Annotated in this window: 27 protein-coding genes; 25 read left to right on the forward strand and 2 right to left on the reverse strand. The window is 56.7% G+C overall.

The window, feature by feature from the left end; genetic code table 11:
* From rplP to JRC49_12200, 25 genes are all read left to right on the forward strand, one after another.
* The gene (rplP, locus tag JRC49_12080; GenBank protein ID QTE70528.1) at window positions 1–468 is read left to right on the forward strand and encodes a 50S ribosomal protein L16; all 468 of its coding nucleotides are present in this window, start codon (window positions 1–3) and stop codon (window positions 466–468) included.
* Window positions 465–656, forward strand: a complete 192-nt coding sequence (gene rpmC, locus JRC49_12085) for a 50S ribosomal protein L29 (GenBank protein QTE70529.1) — start codon at window positions 465–467, stop codon at window positions 654–656. The genes rplP and rpmC overlap by 4 nt, the downstream gene beginning before the upstream one ends.
* 20 nt (window positions 657–676) lie before the next feature.
* Window positions 677–934, forward strand: coding sequence for a 30S ribosomal protein S17 (rpsQ, locus tag JRC49_12090; protein ID QTE70530.1), 258 nt, complete (start codon window positions 677–679; stop codon window positions 932–934).
* Between the two features lie 18 nt (window positions 935–952).
* Window positions 953–1,321: a 50S ribosomal protein L14 gene (gene rplN / locus JRC49_12095; protein ID QTE70531.1), complete on the forward strand. Its 369-nt coding sequence runs from the start codon at window positions 953–955 to the stop codon at window positions 1,319–1,321.
* A 15-nt stretch (window positions 1,322–1,336) separates the two neighbouring features.
* Window positions 1,337–1,672, forward strand: a complete 336-nt coding sequence (locus tag JRC49_12100; GenBank protein QTE70532.1) for a 50S ribosomal protein L24 — start codon at window positions 1,337–1,339, stop codon at window positions 1,670–1,672.
* 17 nt (window positions 1,673–1,689) lie between these two features.
* Complete coding sequence (gene rplE / locus JRC49_12105; GenBank protein QTE70533.1) at window positions 1,690–2,232, forward strand: 50S ribosomal protein L5; 543 nt, start codon at window positions 1,690–1,692, stop codon at window positions 2,230–2,232.
* Between the two features lie 19 nt (window positions 2,233–2,251).
* Entirely contained in the window at window positions 2,252–2,437 is a 186-nt protein-coding gene (locus JRC49_12110) for a type Z 30S ribosomal protein S14 (protein QTE70534.1), read from the forward strand.
* Window positions 2,438–2,457: 20 nt separating this feature from the next.
* A complete protein-coding gene (gene rpsH, locus JRC49_12115) occupies window positions 2,458–2,859 on the forward strand; it encodes a 30S ribosomal protein S8 (GenBank protein QTE70535.1) in 402 nt (133 codons plus the stop codon).
* 90 nt (window positions 2,860–2,949) lie between these two features.
* Window positions 2,950–3,489, forward strand: coding sequence for a 50S ribosomal protein L6 (gene rplF, locus JRC49_12120; GenBank protein ID QTE70536.1), 540 nt, complete (start codon window positions 2,950–2,952; stop codon window positions 3,487–3,489).
* A gap of 18 nt (window positions 3,490–3,507) precedes the next feature.
* Window positions 3,508–3,876 (forward strand): 50S ribosomal protein L18, encoded by a 369-nt coding sequence (gene rplR, locus JRC49_12125; GenBank protein QTE70537.1) that lies wholly within the window; start codon window positions 3,508–3,510, stop codon window positions 3,874–3,876.
* A 17-nt stretch (window positions 3,877–3,893) separates the two neighbouring features.
* Window positions 3,894–4,391 (forward strand): 30S ribosomal protein S5, encoded by a 498-nt coding sequence (rpsE, locus tag JRC49_12130; protein QTE70538.1) that lies wholly within the window; start codon window positions 3,894–3,896, stop codon window positions 4,389–4,391.
* A gap of 13 nt (window positions 4,392–4,404) precedes the next feature.
* The gene (gene rpmD / locus JRC49_12135; GenBank protein ID QTE70539.1) at window positions 4,405–4,587 is read left to right on the forward strand and encodes a 50S ribosomal protein L30; all 183 of its coding nucleotides are present in this window, start codon (window positions 4,405–4,407) and stop codon (window positions 4,585–4,587) included.
* Between the two features lie 16 nt (window positions 4,588–4,603).
* Window positions 4,604–5,044, forward strand: coding sequence for a 50S ribosomal protein L15 (gene rplO / locus JRC49_12140; protein ID QTE70540.1), 441 nt, complete (start codon window positions 4,604–4,606; stop codon window positions 5,042–5,044).
* 1 nt (window position 5,045) lies between these two features.
* The gene (gene secY, locus JRC49_12145; GenBank protein QTE70541.1) at window positions 5,046–6,329 is read left to right on the forward strand and encodes a preprotein translocase subunit SecY; all 1,284 of its coding nucleotides are present in this window, start codon (window positions 5,046–5,048) and stop codon (window positions 6,327–6,329) included.
* A gap of 63 nt (window positions 6,330–6,392) precedes the next feature.
* Window positions 6,393–7,022 carry an adenylate kinase gene (locus JRC49_12150; protein QTE70542.1) on the forward strand — a complete coding sequence of 210 codons (630 nt, stop codon included), beginning with the start codon at window positions 6,393–6,395 and terminating at the stop codon, window positions 7,020–7,022.
* The gene (gene map / locus JRC49_12155; GenBank protein ID QTE70543.1) at window positions 7,019–7,789 is read left to right on the forward strand and encodes a type I methionyl aminopeptidase; all 771 of its coding nucleotides are present in this window, start codon (window positions 7,019–7,021) and stop codon (window positions 7,787–7,789) included. The genes JRC49_12150 and map overlap by 4 nt, the downstream gene beginning before the upstream one ends.
* A gap of 2 nt (window positions 7,790–7,791) precedes the next feature.
* Window positions 7,792–8,094 carry a KOW domain-containing RNA-binding protein gene (locus tag JRC49_12160; GenBank protein QTE70544.1) on the forward strand — a complete coding sequence of 101 codons (303 nt, stop codon included), beginning with the start codon at window positions 7,792–7,794 and terminating at the stop codon, window positions 8,092–8,094.
* 2 nt (window positions 8,095–8,096) lie between these two features.
* A complete protein-coding gene (gene infA / locus JRC49_12165; GenBank protein ID QTE70545.1) occupies window positions 8,097–8,318 on the forward strand; it encodes a translation initiation factor IF-1 in 222 nt (73 codons plus the stop codon).
* Between the two features lie 23 nt (window positions 8,319–8,341).
* Window positions 8,342–8,455 (forward strand): 50S ribosomal protein L36, encoded by a 114-nt coding sequence (rpmJ, locus tag JRC49_12170; GenBank protein QTE70546.1) that lies wholly within the window; start codon window positions 8,342–8,344, stop codon window positions 8,453–8,455.
* Window positions 8,456–8,671: 216 nt separating this feature from the next.
* Complete coding sequence (locus JRC49_12175) at window positions 8,672–9,100, forward strand: hypothetical protein (protein ID QTE70547.1); 429 nt, start codon at window positions 8,672–8,674, stop codon at window positions 9,098–9,100.
* A gap of 55 nt (window positions 9,101–9,155) precedes the next feature.
* Window positions 9,156–11,006, forward strand: coding sequence for an excinuclease ABC subunit UvrC (gene uvrC, locus JRC49_12180; protein ID QTE70548.1), 1,851 nt, complete (start codon window positions 9,156–9,158; stop codon window positions 11,004–11,006).
* Window positions 11,007–11,179: 173 nt separating this feature from the next.
* Window positions 11,180–11,473, forward strand: a complete 294-nt coding sequence (locus tag JRC49_12185) for a hypothetical protein (GenBank protein ID QTE70549.1) — start codon at window positions 11,180–11,182, stop codon at window positions 11,471–11,473.
* 103 nt (window positions 11,474–11,576) lie between these two features.
* On the forward strand, window positions 11,577–12,941 hold the full coding sequence (gene pepV / locus JRC49_12190) for a dipeptidase PepV (protein ID QTE70550.1): 1,365 nt from the start codon (window positions 11,577–11,579) through the stop codon (window positions 12,939–12,941).
* Window positions 12,942–13,042: 101 nt separating this feature from the next.
* Entirely contained in the window at window positions 13,043–14,650 is a 1,608-nt protein-coding gene (locus JRC49_12195; GenBank protein QTE70551.1) for an ABC-F family ATP-binding cassette domain-containing protein, read from the forward strand.
* Window positions 14,651–14,711: 61 nt separating this feature from the next.
* Window positions 14,712–17,156, forward strand: coding sequence for a glycosyl transferase (locus JRC49_12200; GenBank protein QTE70552.1), 2,445 nt, complete (start codon window positions 14,712–14,714; stop codon window positions 17,154–17,156).
* 107 nt (window positions 17,157–17,263) lie between these two features.
* On the opposite strand, the gene JRC49_12205 is transcribed toward JRC49_12200, so the two are convergent.
* Together JRC49_12205 and JRC49_12210 are read right to left on the reverse strand one after the other, a co-directional pair.
* Window positions 17,264–18,772 carry an ABC transporter substrate-binding protein gene (locus JRC49_12205; GenBank protein ID QTE70553.1) on the reverse strand — a complete coding sequence of 503 codons (1,509 nt, stop codon included), beginning with the start codon at window positions 18,770–18,772 and terminating at the stop codon, window positions 17,264–17,266.
* A 77-nt stretch (window positions 18,773–18,849) separates the two neighbouring features.
* Window positions 18,850–19,797 (reverse strand): carbohydrate ABC transporter permease, encoded by a 948-nt coding sequence (locus tag JRC49_12210; GenBank protein ID QTE70554.1) that lies wholly within the window; start codon window positions 19,795–19,797, stop codon window positions 18,850–18,852.
* Window positions 19,798–19,816: the final 19 nt, after the last annotated feature.

Below are 19,816 nucleotides of genomic sequence, written 5' to 3' on the forward strand. Positions count from 1 at the left end.
ATGTTAATGCCCAAGAGAGTTAAACACCGCAAGCAGTTCCGCGGCCGCATGAAGGGTAAAGCCCAGCGGGGCAACACCCTGGCTTACGGCGAATTCGGACTGCAGGCCACCGAACCGCACTGGGTTACCAGCCAGCAGATCGAGGCGGCCCGTATCGCCCTGACCCGTTACACCAAGCGTGGCGGTCAGGTATGGATCAAGATTTTCCCCGACAAACCGGTAACGGCCAAGCCCGCCGAGACCCGCATGGGTTCCGGTAAAGGCGCTCCTGAGTACTGGGTAGCCGTGGTTAAGCCCGGCAGAGTGCTGTTTGAAATCGCCGGCGTCTCCGAAGAAGTCGCCCGTGAAGCGCTCCGTCTGGCCAGCCACAAGCTACCTCTGAAGACCAAGCTGATCACCAAGGCAACCGAAGCCGCTAAGGCAGCCGCAGAAGTGACAGCCAAAGAAGCGGGTGGTGAAGAAGCATGAAGGCGAATGAATTGAATGCCATGAGCAAGGAACAGCTCGAGCAGAAGGTTAAGGAACTGAAGAGCGAACTGTTTGGCCTTCGCTTCCAGCTCGCGACGGGCCAGCTGCAGAACACCATGCAGATCAGCCAACTGAAGCGCGATATCGCACGGTGTAAGACGATCCTTCGGCAGAAGGATGAAGCCTGAGAAAGGAGGCAGCTGGAACAATGGAAGAAAGAGGACTTCGTAAAACAAGGATCGGCGTTGTGGTCAGCGACAAGATGGACAAGACCTGTGTCATCCAGATCAAGACCCGCGTCCGTCATCCCCTGTACGGAAAAATCATGAACAAGACCAGCAAGCTGAAGGTTCATGATGAAAATAATGAATGCGGCATCGGAGATACCATCAAAGTGATGGAAACCCGTCCGCTGAGCAAGGACAAGCGTTGGCGTCTCGTTGAGATCATCGAGAAAGCTAAGTAATTTAAGGAGGAAACCGCTATGATTCAGCCGCAAACCCGGCTTAAGGTAGCCGATAATTCCGGCGCCAAGGAAATCATGTGCATCCGTGTTCTGGGCGGTTCTTTCCGGCGTGACGGCAGCATCGGTGATGTCATCGTGGCCAGCGTCAAGACTGCAACCCCCGGCGGCACCGTGAAGAAGGGCGAGGTCGTCAAGGCCGTTATCGTCCGTATGCGCAAGAACAAGCGCCGTCCTGACGGCAGCTACATCAAGTTTGACGACAACGCCGCCGTCATCATCAACGACCAGAATATGCCCCGCGGAACCCGTATCTTTGGGCCCGTGGCTCGCGAGCTGCGTGAGAAGGATTTCATGAAGATCGTCTCTCTGGCTCCCGAAGTACTGTAAGGAGGCAGAACGGTAATGCATGTAAAGAGTAAAGATACCGTGATCGTTATCAGCGGCAAGGACAAGGGCAAGAAGGGTAAGATCTCCGCTGCTTTCCCGAAGCTGAACCGTGTGACGGTTGAAGGCGTGAATGTTGTCACCAAGCATCAGAAGGCCCGCAACGCCATGACCCCCGGTGGCATCATCCACAAGGAAATGCCCATCGACGCCAGCAACGTTATGCTGGTTTGCCCCAAGTGCGGCAAGCCCACCCGTGTCAACAACAAGGCCGAAAAGGTCACTGATGAAAACGGCAAGAGCCACCGCAAACTGATCCGCGTCTGCAAGAAGTGCGGCGCCGAAATCGACTGATAAGGAGGAAGAGCCAAATGGCAACCAGAATCAAGGAAAAATATCTGGCCGAGGCGATTCCTGCCCTGGAGGAAAAGTTCGGCTACAAGAACGCCATGCAGGTTCCGAAGCTCGCCAAGATCGTCATCAACATGGGTCTGGGCGATTGCAAGGATAATGCGAAGGCCATGGAAATGGCTGTTAACGAACTGACCGCTATCGCCGGTCAGAAGCCCCTGGTCACCAAGGCCAAGAAGTCCATCGCTAACTTCAAAGTCCGTGAGGGCATGAACGTTGGCGCCAAGGTCACCCTGCGCGGTGCCCGGATGGAAGAGTTCATGGATAAGCTGGTCAGCGTTGCCCTGCCCCGCGTCCGCGACTTCCGCGGCGTGAGCGCCAAGGCTTTCGACGGCCGCGGCAACTACAGCCTGGGCATCCGTGAACAGCTGCTGTTCCCCGAAATCGAATACGATAAGGTGGAGAAGATCCGCGGTATGGAAATCGTGTTCGTAACGACCGCGAAGACGGACGAAGAGTGCAAGGAGCTGCTGAGGCTTCTGGGCATGCCCTTCGAGGCGTAATGAGGAGGAGGACAGAATAATGGCAAAACTGAGCATGAAACTCAAGCAGCAGAGGCCGGCCAAATTCTCAACCCGCGCCTACACCCGTTGCCGCATCTGTGGCAGACCCCACAGCGTGCTGCGCAAGTATGGCGTATGCCGCATCTGCTTCCGGGAACTGGCCTATAAGGGACAGATTCCGGGTGTCCGCAAGGCCAGCTGGTAAGCGAAAGGAGGAGACAGGAAATGGTTATTAACGATCCCATCGCCGATATGCTCACCCGCATCCGCAACGGACAGGTGGCCCGGCACGACGCCGTGACCATGCCCGCCAGCAATACCAAGAAGGCGATCGCGAAGATCCTTCTGAACGAGGGATACGTCAAGGCGGTTGACTTTATTGATGACGGACTCCAGGGCGAGATCAAAATCACCCTGAAATATCTGAACGGCAAGCAGACCCCTGTTATCGCGGGTCTGAAGCGCATCTCCAAGCCCGGTCTGCGGGTTTATGCCCGCAGCGAAGAGCTGCCGAAGGTTCTCGGCGGCCTGGGCATCGCCATCATCAGCACCAGCAAGGGACTGATGACCGACAAGGAAGCACGGAAGGCTGCCATCGGCGGCGAAGTGCTGGCGTACATCTGGTAATCACCGTTCACGCATAAAGTCGTAACGGGTAGAAATTTGCCGAAAGGCAAAAAACATTCGTGTTACTGACCGCAGAGGAGGAATGACAAAATGTCTCGAATCGGAAAACTTCCGATCACAGTACCCGCGGGCGTGACGGTGATGGTGGACGAGAACAACCTGGTGACAGTGAAGGGCCCCAAGGGCACCCTGAGCCAGCAGGTTAATCCCGACATCACCATCAAACAGGAAGGCAATGTCCTGACCCTGGAACGCCCCACTGATTCCAAGCCCCACAAGGCCATGCATGGTCTGTACCGGGCGCTGGTAAACAATATGGTCGTCGGCGTGACCGAAGGTTTCGCCAAGACCCTGGAGATGGTTGGTACCGGTTACCGCGCTGCCGCGGAAGGCAAGACCCTGACCATCAACATCGGCTTCAGCCACCCCGTGGTTCTTGAAGCTCCCGAAGGAATCACCTTCGAAACTCCCAACCAGACCACCATCGTGGTTAAGGGAAGCAACAAACAGCAGGTTGGCAACCTCGCGGCGGACATCCGCGCCATTCGGAAGCCTGAACCCTATCTGGGCAAGGGCATTAAGTACCAGAATGAGCACATCCGTCGTAAGGAAGGCAAGACCGGTAAGTAAGAGAGGGAGTGACTGCAGATGTTTAAGAAACGTGACCGTAATGAAATTCGCGTGATCCGTCACGCACGGGTACGGAAAAAGATCAGCGGCACCCCCGAAGCCCCGCGTCTTTCCGTATATCGCTCCAACAAGCACATTCAGGCTCAGATCATTGACGACACCAAGGGCATCACCCTGGTGAGCGCCAGCACCATGGATCCCGCACTGAAGGGCCAGCTGGACGAAGTGGACAAGAAGGGTGCCGCCAAACTCGTGGGCAAGCTCATCGCGGAGCGCGCCGTCGAAGCCGGCATCAAGACCGTGGTCTTTGACCGCGGAGGGTACATGTACACCGGGCGCGTCGCCGCTGTGGCTGACGGCGCACGGGAAGCCGGACTTGAATTCTGATAAGGAGGACGACGCAAATGCAACGCACAGAACAGGTCAGCGAATTCAAAGAGCGCCTGGTAGCCGTCAACCGCGTCAGCAAGACTGTTAAGGGCGGCCGCAACATGCGGTTCAGCGCTCTGGTGGTCGTTGGCGACGAGAATGGCCGCGTCGGTGCCGGCATGGGTAAGGCTGCCGAAATTCCGGAAGCTATCCGCAAGGCCAATGAAGACGCTAAAAAGCACCTGGTGAACGTGCCGCTGGACGGCACCACGATTCCCCATGAAATGACCGGATATTATTCCACCGCGAAGTCCGTGCTGATCCCCGCTCCCGAAGGTACCGGTGTGATCGCGGGCGGCGCTGCCCGTGCCGTGCTGGAAATGGCCGGCATCAAGGATATCCGGACCAAGAGTTTCGGAACCAACAACCCGATCAACATGGTTAAAGCTACCATCGAAGCCCTGAAGCAGGTGCGCAGCGCCGAGCAGGTTGCCAAGATGCGCGGCAAGACCGTGGAAGAGATCCTGGGATAAGGAGGCAGAAGAGATGAAACTGAAGATTACCCTGGTGAAGTCTCCGATCGCCAGCCTGCCCAAGCATAAGGCGACCGTCGCCGCTCTGGGCCTGCGTAAAGTCGGCCAGACCGTGACCCAGCCTGATAACCCCGCTATCCGGGGCCAGATCTTCGCCGTGAAGCACATGGTGAAGGTTGAGGAAGTTGACGAATAAAGGAGGTTGAACCCCTATGAAACTGCATGAACTGCGTCCCGCCGAAGGGTCCACTTCCGCTCAGAAGCGGCTGGGCCGCGGCGCCGGATCCGGCCTGGGCAAGACCTCCGGTAAAGGTCACAAGGGTGCCAAAGCCCGCAGCGGCGGCGGCAAGCGGCCCGGATTTGAAGGCGGCCAGATGCCTCTGTACCGCCGTGTGCCTAAGCGTGGATTTACCAACGTATTCGGCACCGATTACGCTACCGTGAATGTTGAACGCCTGGAAGTCTTTGAAGACGGTGCTGTGGTGGATGCCGCCGCTCTGCTCGAGAAGAAGATCATCCGCAAGGAACTGGCCGGTGTGAAGATTCTCGGCGTAGGCGAACTGACGAAGAAGCTGACCGTGAAAGCGGCCAAGTTCTCCGCTACCGCCAAGGAAAAGATCGAAGCCGTCGGCGGAAAGGCCGAGGTGATTTAAAATGATCGAAAGCATTCGTAAGATGTGGAAGATTGGTGAGCTTCGCAAGAAGATCATCTACACGTTCCTGATGCTGCTGGTTTACCGTCTCGTCGGTGTTATCCCGGCACCTGGTGTGGATGCTGTGAAGGTTTTTAACTCCGCCGGCATGTCTAACACGAATCTGCTGGGACTGGTCAACATGATGACCGGTAATGCTTTCGAGAAAATGACGCTGATGGCCATGGGTATTACTCCCTACATCAACGCCAGCATTATTATGCAGCTGCTGACCATCGCTATTCCTGCTCTGGAACGCCTGAGCAAGGAAGAGGACGGCCGTCAGAAGATCAACCGGATTACCCGGTACGTAACCATCGGCCTGGCTGCCCTGCAGGCTATCGGACTTGTCCGCGGCCTGGGCTTCATCAAGGCTGGCTGGATCAACTACGTCCTGGTCGGTGTGAGCATGGCCGGCGGTACCGCCCTGGCTATGTGGATTGGTGAGCGGATTACCGAGAAGGGAATCGGCAACGGCATCAGCCTGCTGATCTTCGCCGGTATCATCTCCAACCTGTTCAACGGTATTGTCAGCGGATTCACCATGGCGAGCGGAAATGCCACCACTTCCGGCTGGCTGACCCTCATCATCGTCGTGGTCACCTGCATCCTGATGACCGTTGTTGTGACCTTTGTGGAACTGGGCGAGCGCAGGATTCCCCTGCAGATCGCCAAGCAGGTGAAGGGCCGCCGCGTATACGGCGGACAGAACACCCACATGAGCCTGAAAGTGGTCTCTGTCGGCGTGCTGCCCCTGATCTTCGCTTATTCCTTCCTGGCTTTCCCGGGAACGATCGCTCAGCTGATCGACCCCAATAAGCAGGGTTGGTTCACACAGTGGTGGGAAGCAAACATGAATCAGGGCAAGATCGGATACATGATCGTTTCCGGTCTGCTGATCATCGCTTTTACTTTCTTCTATTCTTCCATCAGCTTTGATCCCAAGCAGCAGGCTGAACAGCTGCAGCAGCAGGGCGCCGTGATTCCCGGACAGCGGGGCAAGAACATCCGGCAGTACCTGCAGAACATTGTCAGCCGTCTGAACCTGTTCGCAGCATTCTTCCTGGCCATCCTGGCCGCTGTGCCTACGCTGCTGATCACACTGGCTGGTGTGAGCGCGAACAGCATTCCGTTCGCTGCCAGCTCCATCCTGATCGCTGTGAGCGTGTCCCTTGAGACCGTCCGCACCATCCAGGGTGAAATGAGTGTCCGCGGCATCGACATGGACATGGACGGATTCATGTAAGCCGAAGGCTTGCTGAAACCGAATGAATAATGAATTTATTCATTAGAATGATGGAGTGTCATTATGAACATTATCTTCTTAGGGCCTCCAGGGGCCGGTAAGGGAACACAGGCGCAGCGCATCTGCGACGCGCTGAAAATTCCGCAGATCTCCACCGGAGACATTCTCCGCCGGGCGATCAAGGACGGTACTGAGACAGGACTGAAGGCGAAGAGCTTTATCGACGCCGGCAAGCTGGTTCCGGACGAAGTCATCATCGACATCGTGAAGGAACGCCTGGCCATGGATGACTGCAAAGGCGGTTATATCCTGGACGGGTTCCCCCGTACCGTACCGCAGGCGGAAGCCCTGAGCACCTTCGCTACCATCGACAGCGTTATTGAGCTGGCAGTGGACGACCAGGTGCTGGTAGACAGACTGAGCGGACGCCGCGTCTGTCTCAAGTGCGGCGCTACCTACCACGTCAGTATGCTGAACGGCAAGACCACCTGCGACAAGTGCGGTGAGGAACTGATTCAGCGGGATGACGACAAAGCAGAGACCGTGCTGAACCGGCTGCAGGTATATCATGCCCAGACAGCGCCCCTGATCGGATACTACGGACAGAAGGGCCTGCTGAAAACGATCCCCGGGGATCAGGGCATTGACGGTATATTCACGGCGATCATGAACGCCCTTGGAGCGAAAGCATGATCAGCCTGAAAAATTCGAGCCAGATCGCAAAGATGCGTGAAGCAGGGAAGATCCTCCGTGAGGTAGAGGATGAGGTACGCCTGGCCATCAAGCCCGGCGTATCCACCGCGGAACTGGATATCCTGGCTGAAAAGCTGATCCGGAAACACCGCGCGATTCCTTCTTCCCTTCACTATGAGGGCTATCCCTGCAGCATCTGCGCGAGCATCAACGATGAGGTGGTGCACGGCATTCCCAGCGACCGCAGGATCCTGAAGGATGGAGACATCATTTCAGTGGACTGCACGCTGCTCCTCGACGGCTGGCAGGCTGACTCCGCTTTTACAGCGGGCGTCGGAACCATCAGCGAAGAGGCGGAGAAACTGATCCGGGTAACCGAGGAATGTTTCTGGAAAGCCGCCAGGCAGTGTGTGGCCGGAAACCGGCTGGGCGACGTGGGCTATGCAGTCCAGAGCCTGGCCGAAGCGAACGGGTTTGCCCCGATTCGCGAGTTTACGGGCCACGGTATCGGCAGGGAGATGCATGAAGATCCCGCCGTGTACAATTTCGGTGAACCCGGCAGGGGAATGAGACTGCGCAAGGGCATGGTCCTGGCAGTCGAACCCATGATTGCCGCCGGAGACTGGCATCTGTCTGTTGACGATGACGGCTGGTGCGCAAGAACCGTGGATCACAGCCTGACTGCTCATTATGAGCACACACTTGCCATCAACGAAGAAGGGCTTCCGGAACTCCTGACCCTTCCCGGATTTACCTGGGAGGAATAAGGATGAAAGAACCTTTCAGCTTTGAGCCTGGCAGAGTGGTGGAAAGCACACAGGGAAGGGATAAGGGACTTTGCTTCCTGATCCTGGAGAATGTGTCCGAAGGCATCGTCATGATCGCCGACGGCAGCCATCACAAGCTGGAAAACCCGAAGAAGAAAAAGACGAAACATCTGCGCGCAAAACCGGTGCTGCTGAACCTGAAGGCTTTGCGGCCGGAAGGCGGAGCGCTGCAGAACAGCGATCTGAGAAGAGCGCTGGAAGACAACGGTTTTGCCGATAAACGCTCGCTGCGAGAGGGGGACTGAGTTTGTCCAAGAGCGACGTAATCGAAATGGAAGGCAAAGTGATTGAAGCTTTGCCCAACGCCATGTTCCAGGTGGAGCTTCAGAACGGCCACCAGATCCTGGCGCATATCTCCGGCAAGATGAGGATGAATTTCATCCGGATCTATCCCGGTGACAAAGTAACGATTGAACTATCGCCCTATGATCTGACCAGAGGCCGGATCACCTGGCGCAGCAAGAACTGATCCTGAAAGAGGAGGGTATAACGATGAAAGTTCGTCCGTCTGTAAAGCCGATCTGCGAAAAGTGCAAGATCATCAAGCGCAAGGGCCGCGTTATGGTCATTTGCGAGAATCCCAAGCACAAGCAGAAACAGGGCTGAGCAACCGAAACCCGCACCGGTGCAAACTGGGTGCGGGTTTTTCTTTTTGCCTGCGGTCCGGAGCCGGAAAACCGTTTCCAGACGCCCCAGGTGGGGGCGCGGGTGGCTGTCCCTTTACGGAAATATGCCCTTGTGATAGAATATGTGGGTAAAGGAGGGAAAGCCGTGTACAGACGTTATTCCCAGGTGGGAGACGGCAATATGTCTCTCTCACAAATGAACAGGAACCGAATCAGAAACATCATTATCCTGCTGCTGCTGGCGGCGGTGGTGGCACTGCTGGTGCTCAGCATTCCCATGCTGCAGGGTAAGAACAACACCCATAAGCTTTATATTTCCCAGATGCAGAAGGAATGCAAGGAAGCTTATGCGGATACAGCCTCACTGAGCCGGACAGCCGGCGCGGATTCCGCACAGATCCTTGCACGCGTACGGTGCAACGTCCATGCCATGCGGGTAATCAACAACCTGAGCAACACTGAGAACGGACATCCATTTGTGGAAGACGCAAAACTGCAGAGCCTGCTGAATGAAGTAGACCGTTTCCTGGGAGTGCTTTCAACAGGAATGGCTACGGGAGAAAACGCAACCGCTCTCCAGACAGCACTGTCTGAACTGCAGGAGATCGTAGGCAATCTGGAATAACCAAGAGCAGAAGCGGGAATCCCGCTTCTTTTCATTCGGGGAAGGGGAAAAGACAGTGATCAACTGGGGAGAAAAACTGGAGGAAAAGATCCGGATGCTGCCGGATTCCCCAGGCTGCTATCTGATGAAGGACGCCTCGGGTGAGATTATTTACGTCGGCAAGGCCGTTAACCTGAAAAACCGGGTGAGGAGCTATTTCCGGGATACGGCGCATACGCCCAAGGTGGCGGCGATGATCGCCCACATAGACGATTTTGATATATTGCTGTGCGAGACGAACCTGGAAGCGCTGATCCTGGAATGCAACCTGATCAAACGGCACAAACCGTATTACAACATCCTGCTGAAGGATGACAAGCATTATCCCTATCTGAAGGTGGACATGCGCCAGCCCTTCCCGCGGCTGGAACTGTGCCGGAAAATGGAAAAGGACGGAGCCAAGTATTTCGGACCGTACATCGGCGCCAACGCGGTGCGCCAGGTGATCGAAGCGGTGCGGGATGTGTTTCCCATCCGTTCCTGCAAGCAGGTCCTGCCGCCGAAGAGCCCCAAACGTTCCTGCATGAACTACGACATCGGTCGGTGCCTTGCGCCCTGTGCCGGAAAGTGCAAGGAGGAAGCCTATCGGGAGATGATGGAGGGTGTGCTGAGTTTCCTGGGCGGGGACTATGACGGCGTGCTGAAAAAACTGAGGAAGGATATGGAGGAAGCTGCCGCCGCACTGCGGTTTGAAAAGGCAGCGGCTATCCGGGATAAAATCCGGGACGTGCAGGGGCTGATGGAACGCCAGATCGCCCTGCGGACAGACCGGAGCGAACAGGACCTGATCGCCCTGGCCCAGGACGGACTGGACGCGATGATCCAGATCCTGTACGTCCGGGGAGGCCGGATGGTGGGCGGCGATCATTTTGCGCTGCCAAGGGAAGGCGGGGAGGAACCGGGAGAAGTGATCGCGTCCTTCCTGACCCAGTATTATGAGCAGGCAGGCCTGATTCCCCGGAACGTGCTGTGCCAGACGCTGCCGGAAGGGGCAGCGGAGCAGCTGGAACTCTGGCTGCGGGAAAAGAAAGGATCCGCGGTTACCGTTGCCACGCCGCAGCGGGGAGAAAAGCATGAACTGGTGCTGCTGGCGGAAAAGAATGCCCGGGACGCCCTGATGAAGCGGAATGCCCGCCGGACCATCCACGAGGAACGGACGGTGGAGGCGGCGAAGAACCTGGGCAAAATCCTGGGAATGGACCGGTATCCCCGGCGGATTGAAGGCTACGATATATCGAATACCCAGGGCGTGCAGAGCGTGGCGGCCATGGTGGTATTCATTGACGGTGAACCGGCGAAAAAGGAATACAGGCACTTCCGGATCAAGACCGTGGAAGGAGCCAATGATTTTGCGTCCCTGTATGAGACGCTGAGCCGCCGGTATGCCCATGCGGCCCGGGAGGAAGAGGAAGGAACGGAACAGGGCAAGTTTACAGACCTGCCGGACCTGATCCTCATCGACGGCGGACCGCAGCAGCTGCGGTTTGCCAGGCAGGCGATCCTGGACCTGGGCATTGAGCCGCCGGCCATGTTCGGCCTGGCGGAGAGACTGGAGGAAATCTGGCTGCCGGACGCGGAGGAACCGATCCTGCTGGATCACCGTACCCCGGAACTGCAACTGGTACAGCGCGTCCGGAACGAGGCGCACCGTTTCGGTATTATCCATCACCGGGCGCTGCGCGGAAAAGCCTCCATTCATTCACAGCTGGAGGATATTCCCGGCGTGGGTCCGGCGCGGCGGAAAGCCCTGCTGAAGGCCTTTGGCAGCCTGAAAGCCATTAAGGCGGCGGATCTTGAGACGCTGGCCGGCGTACCCGGCATGAACCGGGCCACGGCAGAAGCGGTGAGAGCCTGGGCGGAAAAATAAAGGTTGCCATACGATATGAATCCATGAGATAATAATTTGTTGTAATTCAGAATTCAGAATTAAGAATTCAGAATTATAACAAATAATCAACCAAAGCCTGAATGAATAAAGATTCAGGATGAAAAACAGCTTTGCAATATGCATTATTCATTGATTACTGGGAGGATCTCCGCATGGCTACCGCACTCTGGGTAAAGACGATCCGGCATCACAGGACGGACCGGCAGACTACGGTTCCCTGTACCCGGGCGGACGCCCACAGGGCACTGCTGGAAGCCTGCCACGAGCTGGATCTTCCGGAACCGATCTGGCTGGATAAGAACGAGCGGGAATGGGATGAATTCGGAATGACCCGTTTCCTGCCGGACGCTTTTTTTGAGTCGGTGCCTTTTGAAAAGCTGGAGATTGAATATATCGATCCGGACGCTCCAAAGAAGAAGAGCCAGGATCCGAGAAACGCATTCTAACGAGGTAGGAGGGGAAACTAATTCAGAATTCAGAATTAAGAATTCAGAATTAAAGGTTAACCTCTGTATATGTCAAAGGCTGCGTATAAAACAAGGAGTAACCATGGAACAGAGAGTTTATGAGCTGATTGACAGCTATCGGGACGCTTATACGGAAACACTGCAGCGCTGGATACGGATTCCCTCCGTACGGGGAAAAGCGGAAGCCGGCGCGCCTTTCGGACGGGAAATCCGGAATATGCTGGACACCGCCATGGCGGACGCCCGGGAGATGGGCTTTGAGGTACGGGATTTTGACGGCTATGCCTGTGACGTGACGTTGGGCGACGCCGAGGAAAAGATTGCCGTGCTGGGTCACCTGGATGTGGTGCCCGTCGGGGACGGATGGACGAAACCGCCGTTTGAGGCTCTGATTGAGAACGGCCGGATGTACGGCCGGGGAACCAACGACGACAAGGGTCCGGCACTGGCATCGCTGTTTGCCATGAAGGCGATCAGGGAAGCGGGAATTCCGCTGAAGAAGGGCATTCGCCTGATCCTCGGCTGCGACGAGGAAGAAGGCTGGGAAGACATGGCCTACTACGGCGCGCACGAAAAGATTCCGGATGTGGGATTCAGCCCGGACGCGAGCTTCCCGCTGATCAACACGGAGAAAGGCATGCTCTGCCTGGAACTGCGTGCTCCGGAAGCGAAAGCCGGCCTGAAAATCCTGGAACTGTCCACCGGAGACCGGATCAACGTCATTCCCGGCGAATGCAGGGCACTGGTTGAAGGCGGGGCGGACATTGCTGAAAAAGTCAGCGCATACGCGGAAAAGACGGGCCTGCCCTATACGGCGGTGGTAACCGGAAAGGGCGTATGGATTACCGCCACCGGTATTCCCGGACACAGCGCCTATCCGGAAGGAAAACGGAACGCCATCGGTATGATGCTCCTGCTGCTGAAAGCGCTGGGCGCTGAAGGACCGGTTGCCGTACTGGCAGACGCGGTCGGCACTGAGCATGACGGAAAGAGCCTCGGATGTGCCTGCAGGGACGATGTGTCCGAAGAACTGACCTGCAATATGGGGATCCTGAAGCTGGAAAACGACAGCTGGTATGGCACGCTGGACATGCGCTGCCCGGTGACTGCCGACCAGGAAAAACTGAAGGAAGCCGCCGCAGCCAGCCTCAAGGGTTTTGACGTGAATGCAGCGGTTCAGAAGCCGCCGCACCACGTGCCGGCAGAGGGTGAACTGGTGACCAGCCTGCTGGCTGCCTATGAGGAAGAAACGGGACTGGAAGGAAAGCCCATGTCCACCGGCGGAGGAACCTACGCCAAGGTGCTGAAGCAGGGCGTTGCCTTCGGGGCGTTGTTCCCGGATGAGGAAGACCTGGCACACCAGGCGGATGAATACGAGGATATCGACAGGCTGATGCTGGCCATGAAGATATACGCGAACGCCTTAATTCGCCTGGCAGGCGAATGATTAATTCAGAATTCAGAATTAAGAATTCAGAATGATATATAGTTCAGCCGCACGGAAATGAGAACAAAGACAGAAGTATGAGTATAGGAGAATGAACGAATATGATTACAGTAAGCAATGTATCACTGACATTCGGCGGACAGAAGCTTTTTTCCGGCGCGGACCTGAAGTTCCTCCCGGGCAACTGCTACGGTATCATCGGTGCGAACGGCGCGGGAAAATCCACTTTCCTGCGGATCCTGAGCGGTGAGCTGGAACCCACCACCGGCTCTGTGACCATTCCGCCCACAGAGCGCATGAGCACCCTGAAGCAGGACCAGTTCATGTATGACGCCTATCCGGTACTGGATACGGTTATCATGGGCAACCAGCGCCTGTATGACATCATGAAGGAAAAGGACGCCCTCTATGCCAAGCCCGATTTCAGCGAAGCGGACGGCGAAAAGGCGGCTGAGCTGGAAGGCGAATTTGCCGAGATGGACGGCTGGAACGCGGAAAGCGACGCGGCCACGCTGCTGACCGGCCTGGGCATTCCGGCGGAAGAGCATACGATGCTCATGTCCGAGCTGCAGGCAGGCGATAAATTCAAGGTGCTGCTGGCGCAGGCGCTGTTCGGCAATCCGGACATCCTGCTGCTGGACGAACCGACCAACAACCTGGACAACCGTTCCGTGGCCTGGCTGGAAGATTTCCTGATGGATTTCCCCGGCACCCTGATCGTGGTCAGCCATGACCGGTGGTTCCTGAACAACGTGTGTACCCACATTGTGGATATCGACTATAACCAGGTGAAGCTGTACGTGGGCAACTATGACTTCTGGTACGAATCCAGCAAGATCATGCAGGCCCTGATGAACGACCAGAAGAAGCGCCGCGAGGATAAGATCCGTGAACTGCAGGCTTTCATCCAGCGGTTCTCCTCCAACAAGTCCAAGGCCAAGCAGGCCACCAGCCGCCGCAAGCTGCTGGATCAGCTGACCATCGAACAGATGCCGGCTTCCAGCCGCCGCTATCCCTGGGTTGCTTTCACCCCTGACCGGGAAGCGGGCAAGGACATCCTGCAGGTGACGGACCTGAACTACACGCAGGACGGCGTGCAGCTGCTGAAGGACGTTTCCTTCCTGGTGACCAAGGGCCAGAAGATCGCCCTGGTGGGCAACGAACAGGCTCAGACGGCGCTGTTCCGCATCCTGGCGGAGGAAATCCAGCCGGACAGCGGTACGGTGAAGTGGGGCGTGACCATCTCCACCAGCTATTTCCCGAAGGACAACAGCAAGTATTTTGACGGCTGCGACCTGACCATGATGCAGTGGTTTGCCCAGTATTCCCCGGAACAGCTGGAAACCTATATGCGCGGCTTCCTGGGCCGGATGCTGTTCAGCGGAGACGACGTGTACAAGCCTGTGAACGTCCTCTCCGGCGGTGAGAAAGTGCGCTGCATGCTGAGCCGTATGATGCTTTCCGGCGCGAACTTCCTGATGCTGGACCAGCCCACCAACCACCTGGACCTGGAATCCATCACCGCGGTGAACAACGGCCTGATCAACTTCCCGGGCAACGTGATTTTCACCAGCCAGGACCACCAGTTTATCTCCACAGTAGCCGACAGAATCATTGAGATTAAGCCGGATGGCACGATTGCTGACTACCTGTGCAACTACGAAGAGTACCTCGAGAAAACAAAGGAAACGTTTACACAGGATAAGTGAATGTGCTATACTTAAAAATGACCGTTTTCGGACGGACAATTATACAGGAGGAAAAAGCTCCATGAAATACGGCCACTTTGACGACAAAGCGCGGGAGTATGTGATTGATACGCCGCGGACTCCGTATCCCTGGATTAACTATCTCGGCTGCGAGAAGTTTTTCGGCATCATCAGCAATACGGCCGGCGGCTACTGCTTCTATCGTGATGCAAGACTGCGCCGGATTACCCGCTACCGGTACAACAATATGCCGATCGACAACGGCGGCCGGTATTTCTATATCAATGATAACGGCACCGTCTGGAACCCCGGATGGAAGCCCGTCAAGACCGAGCTGGATGAGTATTCCTGCCGCCACGGCATGGGCTACACCATCATCACCGGTAAAAAGAACGGCCTGAAGGCCTCCCAGAAGAGCTTCGTGCCCATGGGCTACGACGCCGAGGTACACCAGGTGACCCTGACGAACGAAAGCGACGCCGCCAAGGACGTGATCCTGACCAGCTTCGTGGAGTTCTGCCTGTGGAACGCGCAGGACGACATGCTGAACTTCCAGCGCAACTTCTCCACCGGTGAAGTGGAAGTGGAAGACGGCGTTGTCTACCACAAGACCGAGTACCGCGAACGCCGGAATCACTATTCCTTCTACGCGGTGAATACACCCATTGACGGTTTCGATACCGATATGGAAACCTTCCTGGGCATGTACAACGGCTTTGAAAATCCCCAGGCCGTGCTGACCGGCAAGATGGGCAACTCCGTTGCCTCCGGCTGGCAGCCCATGGCCGCCCACCAGATCAAAGTGCATCTGGAAAAGGGTGAGGAAAAGAAATTCAACTTCGTGCTGGGCTATGTGGAACTGCCCGTCGAAGAAAAATGGGAAAAGAAGGGCATCATCAACAAGAAGCCCGCGAAGGCCATGCTGGCCGCCCTGTCTTCCGATGAACAGGTTGACAAGGCCTTTGCCCAGCTGAAGGCCCACTGGGACAACCTGCTGAGCGCCTACACGCTGACCTCCTCCGAGGAAAAGCTGAACCGGATGGTCAACATCTGGAATCCTTATCAGTGCATGGTGACCTTCAACATGAGCCGGTCCACCTCCATGTTTGAGAGCGGTATCGGCCGCGGCATGGGCTTCCGCGATTCCAGCCAGGACCTGCTGGGCTTTGTGCACCAGATTCCGGAACGTGCCCGGGAGCGTATCCTGGACATCGCCGCGACCCAGTTCCGTGACGGCGGCTGCTACCATCAGTATCAGCCCCTGACCAAGAAGGGCAACAACGACATCGGCGGCGGCTTCAACGATGACCCGCTGTGGCTGATTGCCGGTACCGCGGCTTACATTAAGGAAACAGGCGACTTCGGCATCCTGGATGCCGCAACGCCCTATGACTGCAATCCGGATGACTGCGGCACGCTGCTGGAGCACCTGGAAGCCAGCTTCATGCACGTGGTGAACAACCGCGGACCGCACGGCCTGCCGCTGATCGGCCGGGCGGACTGGAACGACTGCCTGAACCTGAACTGCTATTCCGATACGCCGGACGAGAGCTTCCAGACATTCTCCAATCCCAACGCGCCGGATGAGCGGGTGGCTGAATCCGTGCTGATTGCCGGCATGTTCGTGTCCATCGGACCCGAACTGGTGGCGATTGAGCGCCGCAAGGGCAACAACGACAAGGCGGATGCCTACCAGAAGGATATTGACGCCATGACCGCCGCCATCGAGAAGGACGGCTGGGACGGCGAATGGTTTGTCCGCGCCTATGACGCGATGGGCAACAAGGTCGGCAGCAAGGAATGCGAGGACGGCAAGATCTTCATTGAATCCCAGGGCTACTGCGTGATGGCCGGGGTCGGCGTGGAGAACGGCATGGCCGAAAAGGCGCTGGAAAGCGTCCACAACATCCTGGAGACAGAGCACGGCATCGTGCTGCTGCAGCCCGCCTACAAGGAATACCACCTGGAGCTGGGCGAAGTCAGTTCCTACCCGCCGGGATATAAAGAAAACGCCGGTATCTTCTGCCACAACAATCCCTGGATTATTGCGGCAGAGACCGTGGTAGGCCACGGCGACCGGGCCTTCGACCTGTACAGCCGGATTGCTCCTGCATGGCGCGAGGAGATCTCTGACCTGCACAAGCTGGAGCCCTATGTTTACAGCCAGATGATCGCAGGCAAGGACGCGAAGAACTTCGGCCAGGCCAAGAACAGCTGGCTGACCGGTACCGCGGCCTGGAACTTCTACGTGATCAGTAATTACATCCTGGGCGTCAAGCCTGATTGGGACGGCCTGAAGATCGATCCCTGTGTGCCCCACACCTGGGACGGCTACAAGGTCAGCCGCCGCTTCCGCGGAGCGATCTACGACATCGAGATCAAGAATCCGTCCCATGTCTGCCGCGGCGTAAAGAAGGTTACCGTGGACGGGAAGGAAATCAGCGGCAATGTGCTGCCGGCTTTCGCGGACGGAAAGACCCACGCGGTGGAAGTTATCCTCGGATAACGCCTCATCTGAATATCATGAATCCCCTGTTCCGACCCGGAACAGGGGATTTTCACATAAAAAGAGAACCGCCGGAAATCCGGCGGTTCCGAAGGAAAGTATGGAGGTTACTTGGCGAGGTAAGCTTCCAGCTGAGCATTGGCTTCATTCAGGTAAGCTTCCATTCCGGCAGCATCCAGAGCGGCCAGGAAGGAGGGCAGTTCAGTCTCGGGATCGACAGCGCCGCAGTCCAGAGCCAGGGCGTACTGAGCAGCAACGTTGCCCAGGGCAGCCATTTCATTTTCAACGGGGCTGTTGTCGAACACGAAGCCCAGGGAAGGAATGCCCTTAGCGCCGGCATAGTATTCCTGGAAGGACTTACGGAAGCCCTTGCCTTCGGAAGCGGTGTCGGGCAGGATGGTGACGTTGCCAACGCCGTTGGTCCAGGGGCTGTAGGTGGCGCGGGCTTCGTCATTGAAGACGACCAGGCCTTCGTCGTTCAGGGTGTAGTGGATGCCTTCAACACCGTAATTCATCAGGGTCATGAGAACCGGGTCGCTGTTCAGCAGGGCCAGGAACTTGAAGGCTTCTTCCGGATGCTCGGAAGCGGAGTTGATAGCCATCATGGCGCCCTGGGAAGCGGTGGTGTCCACATAAGGATCGGTGCAGGGCACGAACTTGATTTCAGCGCCGCGGGCCAGCACGTCGGCAGAGTATTCATAGCCGAAGGCGTAGGACTGGGTGCCGATCAGGTAGGAAGCGTCCTTCTGGTGGTTGGTGCGGCAATCGTTGGAGGTTTCACCCACGGACAGGGCGGGATCGATGTAGCCGGCTTCGTAGTAGGCATGCATCTTCTCAGCGAAGGCCTTGTATTCGGGAGTGCCGAACTTGTTGACCAGCTTGTTGCCGTAGACGCCGTCAGCAGACACATCTTCGGGGTTCAGGTACAGGGACAGCAGGTTGGTGGAACCGGCGTCACCAGCCACGATGATGGAGTTGGTAACCATACGCTCGGCAACCATGGGCTCCACGAGGAAGGGATAGAAGCTGTCGCCTTTGACTTCCTTGGCCTTAGCGAAGATTTCGTCCCAGTCGAAGAATCCCTTGGCCATGAGATCGTCTACGGTGTAGCCCAGTTCGGTCAGCAGGGTGACGTTCACGTCCCAGGTGTTCTGGGTGGCGGTGTCTTTGAAGCCGTTGACGGCGTAAACGCCCTTGCCTTCAGCACCTTCGATGGTGGCGGCCTGCATCAGGCTTTCCGGAATGGCGGCCTTCAGATCGGCACCGTACTGCTCGATCAGGTCGTCCAGCTTCAGGAAGTAGCCCTTCTTGGCGTAGCTGTTGTATTCGTCAGAGCTCCAGGAGCAGGTGAAGACGATGTCAACATCCTTGTCGCCGGAGGTCAGGGCGTTGACGGCCTTCTCGTCGAAGTCGCCCCAGGTGCCCCAGATGACTTCCAGTTTCGCGCCGACTTTGTCAGCGATGTACTCGTTGACTTTTTCGAGCACGGCGGAGTCGTCGGAAACGTTGCTGCCATGGAACATGATGGTGATGGTGGGCAGATCGTCAGCGGCGGCAAAGCTGCACACGGACAGGATCAGCGCCAGGGTCAGAATGAGAGACAGGAACTTTTTCATGGTCATCCTCCTTATTTTCAGCACCTTCCCGGGTGCTGATATTCTATATTTTTAAGGGCTGTGCCCTTAAATTACGATTAACCTTTTACCGAACCAATGGTCAAACCAGCGACCACGTAGCGCTGGAAGAAGGGGTAAGCGCAGGCAATCGGGACTACGATGAACACGACCAGGGCCATCTTCAGGGACTGGGAGGGCAGCTGTGCCGCGGCTTTGGCAGCATCCGCACCCAGCATGGAGGAGTTCTTGGCCAGGAAGTCCGCGTTGCGCTGCATCCGCATCAGCAGATACTGCAGGGGCATGATTTCCATGTTCTTGTTCAGGTACAGCAGGGACAGGAACCATTCATTCCAGTAGGCCAGGGAGACCAGCAGGGCGATGGTGGCAATGCCGGGCTTCACGACCGGGAGTACGATCCGCAGGAGAGTGGAGTATTCTCCGCTGCCATCGATGGTGGCGGCTTCAATCAGCTCCGTCGGGACGGTGGTCTGGAGGAAGGTCCGCATGATGATGACATTGAAGGGACTGAAGAGCATGGGGACGATCAGGGCGGCGTAGTTGTCGCTGAGCCCCAGAACGCTCTTGCAGATAACGAAGGTGGGTACCAGACCGCCTCCGAAGATCATCGTGAAGAAGCTGAGGAAGTTGAAGAAGTTACGAAACCTGTAGTCCCTGCGGAACAGCGGGTAAGCGTACAGCACTGTAATGGAGACGCTCAGGAGTGTACCGACCGCAGTGATCAGGAAGGAGTTAAAGTAGCTTCTCCAGAGGGCATTCCCCAGCTGGAAGGTGTAGGTGAAGGCTTGGGTGCTCCAGGAAAGAGGAGCGAAGGAATAACCGATCTGACGAATGCTTTCCTCGGAAGAGAAAGCGATGATGATGACGAAGATGAAGGGGATAATGCACATCAGCGAGAATGCTGCCAGCACCAGGTGGAAGACGCTCTGGGTTCCCGTGCCGAAGCGATTCAGGGAGAAGGAGCCTGCCTTAATCTTCTTCTTAGCAGATTGACTAACAGCTGTCATCGGGCGAACCTCCTCAATA

This window comes from Clostridiales bacterium FE2011 (genome assembly GCA_017569305.1).
Classification (GTDB): Bacteria; Bacillota; Clostridia; order Christensenellales; family Aristaeellaceae; genus Aristaeella.